This window comes from Bacteroides sp. UBA939 (assembly GCF_002293435.1).
Lineage (GTDB): Bacteria > Bacteroidota > Bacteroidia > Bacteroidales > Bacteroidaceae > Bacteroides.
The window spans coordinates 1-13204 of the sequence record NZ_DBDF01000063.1; the positions used below are offsets into that span (position 1 = coordinate 1).

Below are 13204 nucleotides of genomic sequence, written 5' to 3' on the forward strand. Positions count from 1 at the left end.
GGTTACTTCACGGGAGGATGCTTCTGCGCCTGTCAAAAGAAGGCAGACGAGCAGAAGGATGCGGGATAGGGGGTGCATAGGATATAGATGTTTCATAAGATTATAAGAGTAAGTAGTAAGTAGAAAGTAGAAAGTAGTAAGTAGTAAGTAGTAAGTAGATAGTAGTTGGTAGATAGTAGTTAGTAGGATAGTAGATAGTAGATAGTAGTTAGCAGAAACGCTCCGCTTGCTATATTCCGTATACAGACATTTCTACTTACTACTTACTACTTTCTACTTTCTACTTACTACTTACTACTTTCTCCCTATCAATTAAGTTAACGCTTCTCTATACTTATTACTATTATTACTTTTTTTCTCCGAAACTTCCAGTTTGATAACGAACGGTTCACCCGGCTGTTTTGCAGGAACAGACACATTGTATTCATTTCCGGCAGTTTCCACTACTTCCACTTTTTGATTACCGCTTAATGTTGCCGCTCCCTGAATTTGCAGGTTTCTCGGTGTCTTCACTACCAATTTCCCTGAATAAGGCACGTTGAATACTACCATATATATAGTATTACCTTTGCGGGTGTAATATCCCCAGTTTTGTTTGGGAAAACCTGCATAATCGCAACTATACACGCATTCTCCATTCTGTTTCATCCATTGCCCGATCTCTTCTGATAACGCCTTCTCTTCTTTACGGAAATCTCCATCGGCTTGCGGCCCGAAGTTCACCACCATATTTCCTCCCATAGAAACTGCATGGATAATGCGCTCAAGTACTTCCAGAGTTGTTTTTACATAACTGAGAGACCAATCTTTGTGATATCCCCATTGGTTTTCGGGTACAGTCATACATGCTTCCCAATCCCAACGGGTAACTTTCAAATCTGTTACCGGGTCAGGCAGACGGCGTTCATAACCGGACTCATAATCGCCCATCAAATGACCGTTACTATCGAAATGGCGTTTGCCGAAATCATCTGCGCGCAAACGGCTGTTTATGGTTACTCCGGGCAACATATCTTTCAACATTTTTTCTACATGAGCCGTCCACCAGCCATTCTTCTTGATGCTGGCATCCCATGTACCGTCAAACCAGAAATCCTTCACCGTAGGGTAGCGGGTAGCCAGTTCTTTCAACTGATTGTCCGTGAACGTAAGGAAACGGTTGAAAGCGATTTCGTCTTCTTCCGATTTAATTTCATACCGATAATCAGGATGACTCCAGTCCATCACTGAGAAATAGAAATGTACGTCTATCCCTTCATCATTATAGGCCTTTACCAGTTCTCCCAATATATCTTTCTTATGCGGGGTATTGGCTACGGTGTTTTCGGTGTACTTACTTGGCCACAGGCAAAAACCTTCATGATGCTTAGTCGTAATCTTCACGTATTTCACTCCCATTTGTTTTGCCATCTTTGCCCAAGCCTTTGCATTGAATTTCTCCGGATTCCATTGTTCCATCAGTTTCATCCATTCATCCGATGGTACTTTTGCCCAGGATTTCAACCATTCGGCAGCGCCCGAATATACTTTTCCTTTCCACTCTCCTCCGGGAATGGCGTAAAGTCCCCAGTGTATGAAAGTTCCCAAGCGGTTCTCACGGAATTTTAGCATTGCCGCATCCGAGCGTTTTCCTAAGCGGTCGGCCCCATATTTCAATGGAATTTCCAATTCGGCAGGTAGCGTTTTGGACTGATTTTGTGCGGAAATACCGATAGTGAATACTATCAGAAATACAAGAATTGATAAAAGTTTATTGTTCATGTTATGAATATTATTAATATTAGAAAAAGCTTTTGCAAAGGAAATCAATTACTGTCTCAAAGCTTTGTTCTATTTATCATTTGTTTTATCCAAATTCTACTTTGAACTGTTTTTATGCTTTGCAGCAAAGGATGTAGGCGTTTCACCAAATACTTTCTTAAACGAATTGGTAAAATACGCTTGGCTATCTATACCTATTTGCATCATCACTTCCCTCATCGTCATATTTTCCTCGATAATCAATTTAGCAGCTTTACGCAAACGACAATTCAGTACGAATTCTACAACTGATTTCCCTGTCAGACTTTTAACTTTCGCATAGAGCTTACTTCTGCTCATCAATAATTCCTCAGCTATCAAATTAACATTCATTTCCGACTGATCCATATTAGTCTCAATAAAAGTAATCAGCTTTTTAAGGAACTTGCTATCTTGTTCGTTAGAAGACAATTCGCTACTATCCGCATAATAGTTCTTAGCGTAATGCTCTTTTAATTGCTGTTGATTTCTGAAGATATTTCGAACGGACAAATTTAAATAAGTCAAATCAACCGGTTTCTCAAAATAAAGATCTGCTCCCGAATCAACCCCCTCAATCTTACTTTCAATACTGGTTTTAGCAGTCAACAAAATTACGGGGATATGTGAAGTATTCACGTCTCTTTTTATATCATTGCATAGAGAAACTCCATCCTTATTGGGCATCATAATGTCACTTATAATCAAATCAAAATCCACTTCTTCTATCAGTTTCAGTGCTTCAATCCCATCACTTGCCTGCATTACTTGGAATTCATTAGATAAAGATTCGGCAATCAATATTCTCAAATCATCATTGTCTTCGGTTATCAATATTTTCTTTTTATTCGAAGGTGAAAACTCGTCTTCTATATCAACAGAAACAATTTTTTCACCTGACGGTGGTACCGTTGTTTTCTGTACAATTTCTTTCCGTTTCATAAAATCGGCTTTACTGAAGATGCTACTGTCAAGAGGCAGACAAACAATCATATCCGTACCCATTTCTCTTTCACTATAAATGGTAATATTGCCTTTTTGCAGTAGTACCAGACTCTTTACGAGCGCTAACCCAATACCGGTACCCAAATGAGAATCCGCATTTACGGTATTCACTTTATAAAATCTTTCAAAGACACTGCTTATGGATTCACGCGATATACCCACTCCCGTATCGCTGACAGTGATGGAAAAAACATTATCCATGTTTTCGCCTATTCTATAACTGTTCTTATACTGGGATACAAATTCCCTTCCACACCTTGTTTCCAAAAGAATTTTGCCCTTGTCCGGCGTATATTTGAAAGCATTATTCAGTAGATTCATAACAATCTTCTCAATTATGTGCTTATCGGCATAAATATCCACAGGCAAAGTTTCATCGCATTTTATTTCGAAGTCGATATTCCGTTGTCCTGCATAGTCGATAAAATCATTGGCGATCTCTTTCACAAAACGATTAATATCCAGCGGTTGTAATTCCAATTTCATCATGCCGTTCTCTACCGTCCTGAAATCCATCAATTCATTTACCAGATTCAGTAGACGTTGTACATTGCCATTCAGAATCCGATAATAATACTCCTTTAAGCCTTCACACCTCAATTTATCTAAAGCGGCAAGAATCAGAGAAAGCGGGGTGCGGAAGTCATGCGATATATTGGTGAAGAAACGCAGTTGTGCCTGATGGATTTGTTCTTTCTTGTCTTTCTCTATATTTTCTTGATAAAGCAACATTTTTAGTTTTTTCTTTTCGGTAAAATGGCGGTAAATCAGATAAGCAATCCCTATCACAGTCAGTAGATAAAGAGTATAGGCGGGTAGGCTGAACCAGGGAGCGGTCTTTCTGACGATTTTTATCACTGTGGGGTTATCACTCCAGACGCCGTCATTATTGGCAGCATAGACTTCGAAGTAGTAAGTACCTGCCGGCACTTTCGAATACATAATGGTTCGTTGCTCTGCATTTGTAGTAATCCAAGAATCGCTGTATCCCTTTAAACGGAATTTGAATCGATTCTTCTCGGGAATATGGTAATTATCAGAGGAGAACTGGAAGCCAAAGTTTACTTGGTCATAGTCAAGAATAATGGTACTAAACGAGTCATTCTGCACAAAATTGGGATGAACTGACTCGTGATCGATGAAAAAATCGGAAATAATAGCTTTAGGCTTATAGTAGTTATAGGAAATTTTCCGGGGGTCAACAATAGTAAAGCCGTTTGTTCCTCCGAAATAGAGCAATCCATCTTCCCCTTTCATGGATGCCAACGGATAATAAACCTGCCCTTGAGTATTTTCTCTCTTATCGAACTCCATCAGACGATTGCGAGCTATGTTGTAACAAAACAGTCCGTTATCAGTTCCCATCCATACATTGCCGTCATCATAACAGATACTATAGATGGAATAGAGTTCCTGTTGTAATGCGTCTTTCACCGGAATAAAGCGGGAAGTATTGGTATCGAACTTAATCAGTCCGTTACCTATGGTACCAATCCAGATGTTGCCGGAAGCATCCAGACAGAAGGTAAACAAGCCTAAATACGCAGAGTCATTGGGGGTTATCTTTTCCACTACATGCGTCTTGATATCCATACGATAGAGCGCTTCATTAGTAATAGCCCATAATGTATTTTCTCCTTGCCGCATGATATCAAACAGATAGGCATATGTTACACTCGTACTATCCAAAGTGAAGTGGGTAAATGTTCTCGAACGAAAAGAGAAATAAGAGACCTTCGGTATGTGGTATTGATAAGCCACCCACATACCTGAATCTGCTTCAAGAACAGTTTTTCGGACATCATTCACCAACAAAGAGCCGGGATCATTTTTCTTATTACTATAATTAACGACTTCACGTAATTCAGGATTATACAAATTTATCCCTCCCATGAATGTGGAAATCCACAAATTGTGATCTGTATTTATCAGCAGTGATTTTATGTTATTGGATGTGAGCGCGTTTCTACTTCCGGAATATGTGAATTGCCCGGTCGTTTTATTCATCCGGATAACTCCTCCGCCTTCGGTACCTATCCAGAGATAATTCTTGTCCTCGGCAAATGCACTTACCGGTGTATGCCCCAACTTGCTGTTCCGGGAATGGTAGGTCTCGAAGGCACTCTGCTCATCCACCTTTACATAACATAAACCTCCGGAATATGTGCCAATCCAGATATTAGACTGTCTGTCTTCATAGATTTCCCAAACAGAATTACTGGGCAGGCTGAAAGGGTCTGTTTCGGAATGTTTGTATTGGTCTGTTTCTCCGGTAGCCGTGTTGAATATGTACACTCCATCCATAGTCCCCAACCATATACCACCCTTCTTGTCTATACAAAATGTCCGCAACGAATTGCCATCATATTCGGGAAGAGGGTCATAATGATTTTCGACCTTAAAAGTGGATAAGTCTATTTTATATAATCCATCTTTATCAATAAAGACCCATAACTTTCCCATATACACCTGGGCAAAGCGAATATATCCGTTACTGAGATTCGGCAATGTGAGGCAAAGCGCAAAATTGTTCTCAGCATAATTGAAGCGATAGATTTTTCGCTCTATGAAGGTGTACGTATCTTTGTCTTGATGGCAGAAGGCCATATTGCTATGGACAGGTATTTTCCCGTCATACTCCGGGGTATTAAGTTCTCCCGTATTCATATCCAGCATGCTCCACTGGTTGCGGTATCTGACCCAAACATTATCAGCCCCGTCTACCTTCACACGCGTAACCGCGTCAAAGACTCTCTCAAACTGGTTCGACGTATGTCTATACCGATACAGTCCATTGTTTGTATTTACATATAAATAACCGGAAGAATCGGATGCCATGCTATCAAATATCCACCTCTTTGTAGGATCCATCGAGGCAAAATAGGGATAATACTTTTTGTAGTGATAACCGTCAAAACGATAGAGTTCATAGTCCATCATGACCCAGATAAAACCGTTTTTATCCTGCTCTACTTCCTTTACTCCATCGTAGTAAAAGCCTCCTTCGGGCGACATGGTTCTGAATTTATATCTTTCAGCGGCAACAGTAGGAACCGATACAAGATAAAAACAAGTCAGCAAGAGCAATAAGTATCTATTTTTCATAAGGATTTTACCGTGTTAGGAATTAAAGTTCAATTAGGAAGCTAAATTAAGAAAAATAGAATACAATAAAAAAGATATGAAAGAAAATCTCATTACAAGATTTTCCTTCATATCTTTTCTATTTAACAAAGTAACTATCTATTATACTCAATTACCTGCAAGTCTCCTACGGATACATTACCATCTTCAGAATAATTCCAATCAGTCTTTCCATCTCTCAAATGACCTTTAATAAAGGTTATTCTGATATATTGGATTTCAATAGGTTCAACCGGGAACAACTGATATTCATCCACTTGCAACGGCGTTGTAACGAACTCACCCAAATCAGTCCATGTATCACTTTCCGTCTTCTTGGCTTCCAGCTTAAAGGTATGGCATTGCAAATGAGAATAATTCAAGTTACGATGCCTGTAACCTAACTGGCCGAACTTGATGACCTCTCCCAAATTGATATCCAGATAACAAACCGGATCATAGATAGGACGAGTTGAAATTTTAGGCGCCCAGAAAGTTGAATTTTTATCATCAAATAGATTTCCTATAGCACCTTCATTGGCTTCCAGATTAGAAGAATAGCTCCACTTATCCGAGAATGGGAAACCTACATACAGCGGAGCTTCAGCAGCAACTACCACTCTACAAGTAGCCGTTTTCTTGCCTCTGTCATTGGCTGTGACTACAATATTGGTGGTTTCTCCAACCTCTCCTGTGATAGTAATCAAACCGGTAGCCGGGTCAACCGTCGCCACTGTTTCATCTTCAGAAGAGTAAGTAACACCTTTATCGGTAGCATTGGCCGGATTGATAGTGACGTATTGTGCCAAATCAAAAGTCTTACCGTTTTCCTCTTCTACTTTTTGTCCGGCAGACTGGATTGTGATACTTGACACGAGCACTATATTACTGACAACCCTGACCGGATATCTGACAAATGTACCCGAACCGTCGTCAACCCTTACGATAATCGTATCCGTACCCAGCGGAGACGGGATAGCACCTTCGGCGGGTGTCGTCAACTTGGGAGTAATCAAACCACCTTCACTCAAATCAATGGCGCCGGTAGGTTCGCCTGCAAAGTGATAGCTAATGGCACTTTCTCTTGCACTTTCAGGCATAACAAACGGTTTCAATTGCACAGTTTGTCCTTCTGTCACAACGATACCGAAAATGTCACTTTCGAGGTTCGTTGCATTTTCTACCGCAATGTTTACGGCCTTGCCCTGATCATCATCATCGCAACCTGTAAACAGTGCTCCAAACGAAAGCATTCCTGCTAAGAAATATATCTTCTTTTTCATAATCTTATGCATATATTTATCGATTATCTATTAATGTCTTTCCAACCCGGATTCTGTATCAACAACGGATTCATGAGCATCTCATTCAAGGGTATCGGATAATAGTAACGTTTATCGTCCCAAGGTCGCACACCGTTGATAACAGTAGTAGATGTAGGATAAGGAATAATGAAACCTTCACCATCTACTCTCACTTGATTGCCTACCTCTGCTATGGGAACAGTTACCATGAATGGGAAATCCTTGTATGTTTCATCGTTACGGTTTTTGCTGTACAATTCGGTCTTTTCCGGAGTCATTTTCATTCCTCTTACAGGAACCGTGAACAGTTTACCGGCTTTCCATCTCATCAAGTCTTCATAACGCATACCTTCTATCATGGTTTCTACACGGCGCTCGCGTCTGATTTCACGAAGAATCGGAGATACGGAATAATCCAATTTCTCTGCATAGATTGCATCCAAACGCGGATCTGCAGGAATATTAGATAAAGTCAGCTTGGCATTGGGGTACTTCGTAAAGTCGAATCCCGCCCTTTCTCTCAAAGCATTGATAGTAAGATTCAAATCTTCGTTAGTTATTTCATTCAGCTCGGCTCTGGCTTCGGCATAGATCAACAACAGCTCTCCGTAGCGGAACATGTGTGCTGTCTGTACACCATTGGGATTAGCTTCCCATTCCGGATAGTCAGGCATCCAATGCTTGATGAAACGATAACCGGTTACCGTAGAGTTATAGTGTTTCATCGGAGAACCACCGCCGGTATCGTAAATAATCATTGGATAAATGACGCCTGTTTCTTCTATACCGTATGTGTCATCGTCCATATCAAAAATAGATGCCTTTGAGTCTGCTTCACCCGGTTTGTCAATTGTTTGTCTCAAGCGAGGATCACGGTTGTCTAATTCTTCCCACATGCCGTCATATCCTTTAAACAAAGGATTCACTTCGTAGTTGCCTGCGGTACCTCCAATATAAATAGGGCGTCCGTCCTCACATAAATAGTCTTCGAGCACACATATAGGGGCACCCAAACAGTAACGTGTGTGGTTATTCATACCCCAATAACGCGGATTGTCATGTCCCAGCTTAACACCGTCATATACGCGCGACAGAATGGTTTCTGTATTGCCTTCTGTTTCCGGACTTCCCTTTTGTATGAATAACTGCCAATATCCATCACCTGCGGCATTCTTGAAAAGGCTATATCTGTTTTTATCAATGATTCTCTTAGCAGCATCACGACTCATTTCAAAGAAGCCATTAGCTGTAGATTGCAGGTTCAACTCAGTATGATACTTCCGGAAAGTTCCTTCGAACAGGCAGAAACGTGATTTCAGGAACAATGCCATATCTTGATTGATATATCCGCAGGAGTTATCATTATCATCCAGATTCGCAACCGCAAAATCGAAACACTCTAAGATTTTGCCTACCAACTCCGTACGCGGCATACGTGCGCCGTACAACTCGGGGGATGCCGTATCCAATTCTTTGTCTAACCAAGGCACTTCACCCAAAGCTACCAGCTTAATGTAGTAATCCCATGCCTTGAAGAAATATGCCTGAGCAGCATATCCTTTCAAATCTTCCGGATCGCCCACTTCAGTGTAATGATTCAGGAAGTAGTTCACTTTACGAAGTTTCTCCCATTGCCAGGGTGTATCAAAATTCTTGGAAGCAGCAGTCGGAGTATCATAAGTACCTCCTAATTTGCCGTCAATACCACCTGCATAGACTGTATTATCGCTAAATGCATCTGCGAAAATAATCTGGCTTCCGGCTTTTACGGGCAAAAAGCCCTTATCGTGTGAAGTATTGTTGGTTCCTCCAATACCATGTCCGTATACATAGTACCTGTATATACCGTCTAAGTACAGTTGCAAATCGACTTCTTTTACAAAAAATGTACCGTTCGCCATTTTATCAATTGGATCGCGTTGCATAAATTCATCGTTACAAGACGACAAAGCTGCCACCAAAGAAGCCACGAGGAATGTTATAATTGAATATCTTTTCATAATCTATTGATTTAAAGAATTAAAAACCTACTTGAATGCCTAAACTAAATGTCCGCTTTGGAGGATATGCATCCGACAGATAGTCTGAATCGTAGTACTTAGGTACATCCGAAATTGTAAACAGATTGTAAGCGGATAAATTCAGTCTCAGCTTCTCCAGTCCGATTTTGTTGACCCATGATTTCGGGAAGCTATATCCCAGAATTACTTGTTTCAACTTAATATAGGATGCATCGAGTAAATAACCTGATTGAGTAGTACCTCCGATACCCGAACCATACATCGGGAATTTGGCATCTGTCCTTTCGGGAGTCCATGAATTGTTGTACACTTCCCATGAACCTGCTCCATTGCCCCAATAGCTGGATGCAGATGATAACCAGTAGTCTCTCTTACCCACACCTTGGAACATCAAATCCAAATCGAATCCTTTGTACTGGAAGTTGGCAGTAATGTTGTAGCGATAACGCGGCGCACTGTTACCGATTATTTTTCTGTCACCCGAATCAGCTACAGTACCCAAACCACCGGTAATAACACCATCGTGATTCAAGTCATGATACCAAACATATCCTGGGTATGCCTGTCCGCCTTTAAAATAGGGGCCATGATACAACGGTTTGTCATTAGCGCCTAGGCCGTCGAAATCGCCTTCTTGAAGAATACCTCCGGTCACATATCCCCAGATATCGCCTACAGTATATCCTTTATACAGTTTACCATCACCAATTACACTGGTAGGATTGGAAGGATAGCTCGCAACTTCTCCTTTGTCATCGGATAGCGCAACACCTACATTATAGCTTAATCCATTGGATAACCTATCCGACCATTTTACTTGGATCTCGAAACCGGTGGTTTTTAAAACACCTGCGTTTTCAAGGGGCAATTCGTCGTCACCAATCAATGCAGGATATTCCTTTCCTCCCGGAATCAAAATGTCGGTTACTTTTCTCTCGAATATATCGGCAGTAAACATCAATCGATTCCGTAAGAAAGTAAAGTCGAACCCAAGGTTCTTGGTCGTTGATTTCTCCCAAGTCAGGAAGGGATTTACCATTGTAGGAGGCGTAATACCTGTGGGATAACGTGTCCCATCAAACAAGAAGTATCCCGATTCCGTATTGAAAACAGATTGATATTCGTATTGGTCATATGGCTGACTACCCAGACGTCCCCATGAAGCCCTGATCTTGAAGTTATCCAACCAATTTTTTGACCACTCCATAAACTTTTCATCCGAAACTCTCCATCCCAACGATACAGTGGGAAAGAACTGAAAACGGGAATCCTTCGGAAATTTGGAACTACCGTCATAACGGGCATCCAACTCAATCAAATACTTGCCCATGTAGTTGTACATGATGCGTCCGAATAAAGCGCGTGCCGCAACTTCATGGTGCAAGTTCGAAGAAGTATTGGCAGTAACGTCTTCTACTAATGTCGGGGTCAATATATACGGGTCAAGCATTTTTATCAATGAGAGAGAAGAACTGGCATAGCTTTCTTGTTCTTGGTTAATACCCAACAATGCAGAAATATTATGCTTCTCTTTAAAAGTCTGGTTGTAGTCGGCATACACGTTGATAGAATACTGATCTGTAGAGCTACGCGATATATAACCATCATTGCCTGTAGCCCAACGATATTCAAGGGCAGTCCATGAGTTGTTGACACGTCCCTGTTTCGGATGCGTTTTCTCTCTTTGGTAAGTAGTTGGAGTAACTGAAAGATCCGCCTTTATTTTTAATATTTTAGGTAAGATAATAAATTCCGGACTAATGGAAAGAATGGTCTTGCGTCTGGAGGTGATATCACGTCCACCAGCATACAGGTAACTCACAGGGTTTTCCGTCGGATAATTAGCCACTTGATCGTCTGGGCCTGTCAGCACCGGCTGATAAATAAAGTTCTCAGGATAGTAAGATTTAGCATACTGCCAGAGATTCATACCATCTGTTTGTTGTGTTGGTGCTTCATAGTCGAACACATTGTATGAAGCCTTGGCGGCTACCGTAAACCAATCAGTCACTTTGGCGTTTATACTCATCATGGCATTGTATCTCTTCAACTGGTCAGTTCTAATTTCATACATACCTTCTTGGTCTTGCATACCCAGAGATATATAATAACTGATTTTGTCACTACCACCACTGATAGAAATATTATGCTTCTGAGTCGGAGTCCAATCTTTCACCAATTCTTCATAAGGTCTCGTATTACCTACCCACTGAATGGCAGTACCTCTCATAAAGTAAGGCTTATTGTTTACAGGGTCATTCATGTAAGCCCACATGCCATCCAGCATTTCCTGGTCGTTCGAAGAAATCTCTTTAATATCACCTATCCACAATCTTCTGTCTAATCCGGCCTTATAGATATAATATGAATCCAAAATATCGGGTAACTCATAAGGTTGATCGAAAGCCAGATTATAAGAATAATCAATTTTTGCTTTTTGATTGTAAGTACCTCCCTTGGTGGTAACCAATATTACACCGAAAGTTGCTCTTGTACCATAGATAGCAGCAGCAGAGGCATCTTTCAGGAATGACATGTTATCAATATCGTTCGGGTTCAACTGATTCAGGTCTTCGGCAGTAATTTCTACTCCATCCAACAAAATCAGCGGAGAACCGGAAACTATATCAAACTTATTCTTGTCGTCATTGGATGTACCTCTCGCTTGGAAAGTCGTAGCACCACGAATGTTCAGGCTCGGTACTTTGTTCGGATCACCACCATTGATACTGACATTTAAACCCGGAACCAAACCTTGCAATGCCTGTCCGATATTGGCAACCGGTCTGTTTTCCAATGTTTCTGCTCCTATGGAAGCCACAGAAGCGGTCAAGTTTCCTTTCTTTTGAGACTGAAAACCAATCACCACTACTTCGTCTATCAGTTTAGAGTCTTCGGATAAAGTAACATTGATAGTCTTTTGGTTATCTACCGTCACTTCTTTAGTAATATATCCCACGAAAGAGAATGTCAGTACACTCTTGCTCCCGGGTACAGATATACTATAGTTACCATCAATGTCTGTGATAGTACCTGTACTAGTCCCTTTTACCATTACTGTCACTCCAATTATGGGTTCACCACTGGGGTCTTGTACAACACCCGTAATCTGCAGTTCCTGGTCGATACCCATCGTAACATCCGAGGCGGCACTTGCCGTTTGAGATATTCCTGCAGACAAAAAGAATAAGCATAGGAAAAGTATCAGGCATTGATGCTTTTTCCAACTTCTAATTAACATTTTTGCGTCTTTCATAATCTTTATATTAAATTTTTGACGGTGCAAATCTACGTTTATCCATAATGTTGTATTTTACTGTTTTAGTTTTTTCTTTTACTCAAATTCAGTAAGCAGAGTTGAGGAAAAGCCTAACACGCAGAAAATCAATGAGTATCTTTTTTGATAAACAAAAAAAATGATAATATTAGTTCGTTTCTGAGGGAAATATGAGAGGGGAACAGAATAGGATACATACGACAAAATAAAGGCTGAAACGAATAGGAGCGATGCCGAGTTTTGAGGTAACAATGTGGATCCTCTCCGTATCCTGCTCTATTCTTCTACCATGTTTAAATTAGGGGTTCACCTTCTTCACCTTGAACCAAAATAAAAACCACCGAGCGACTATTAGGCCCGGCGGTTTGTAAAGTGAAGTAAAAGCCGAAATTATTAGTATCAGAAAAGGCAGCGGGTTAAATCCCCACCGCTTTCAGTTCGTCCGTTAATTCAGAATACTTCATAATTTAAAAGAACTTTTACTTTGCAGATGCAAAAGAACGTTTTCATTATAATCTGCCAAATAACTATGCGATTAAATCGCTATCGTTTGGATTGTTTAACTATGTTACACCACAAAACAAAACCCGCACGGTTACGCCTGCATAATAATGCGAATCAGGAGTTAAAGGGGGTATCTAACCTGCATTATTCATACTGAAGGAGTTAAGGGGTTGTCAGTTTGTCACTTTGTA

The 13204-nt window shown here is 40.7% G+C and carries 5 protein-coding genes; all 5 read right to left on the reverse strand.

The genetic code is table 11. The features are described 5' to 3' along the window. Positions 1 to 312 precede the first annotated feature (312 nt). The 5 genes from B2Z67_RS04145 to B2Z67_RS04165 all read right to left on the reverse strand — a co-directional run bounded on the left by B2Z67_RS04145 (position 313) and on the right by B2Z67_RS04165 (position 12473). Positions 313 to 1761: an alpha-L-fucosidase gene (locus tag B2Z67_RS04145; RefSeq protein WP_291528557.1), complete on the reverse strand. Its 1449-nt coding sequence runs from the start codon at positions 1759 to 1761 to the stop codon at positions 313 to 315. A gap of 96 nt (positions 1762 to 1857) precedes the next feature. Further along, a complete protein-coding gene (locus B2Z67_RS04150) occupies positions 1858 to 5889 on the reverse strand; it encodes a hybrid sensor histidine kinase/response regulator transcription factor (RefSeq protein WP_291528558.1) in 4032 nt (1343 codons plus the stop codon). A gap of 134 nt (positions 5890 to 6023) precedes the next feature. Continuing rightward, positions 6024 to 7190, reverse strand: a complete 1167-nt coding sequence (locus B2Z67_RS04155) for an Ig-like domain-containing protein (RefSeq protein WP_291528559.1) — start codon at positions 7188 to 7190, stop codon at positions 6024 to 6026. Positions 7191 to 7213: 23 nt separating this feature from the next. Further along, positions 7214 to 9211 carry a RagB/SusD family nutrient uptake outer membrane protein gene (locus tag B2Z67_RS04160; protein ID WP_291528560.1) on the reverse strand — a complete coding sequence of 666 codons (1998 nt, stop codon included), beginning with the start codon at positions 9209 to 9211 and terminating at the stop codon, positions 7214 to 7216. 19 nt (positions 9212 to 9230) lie between these two features. Then, positions 9231 to 12473, reverse strand: a complete 3243-nt coding sequence (locus tag B2Z67_RS04165; protein ID WP_291528561.1) for a SusC/RagA family TonB-linked outer membrane protein — start codon at positions 12471 to 12473, stop codon at positions 9231 to 9233. Between the last annotated feature and the right edge of the window lie 731 nt (positions 12474 to 13204).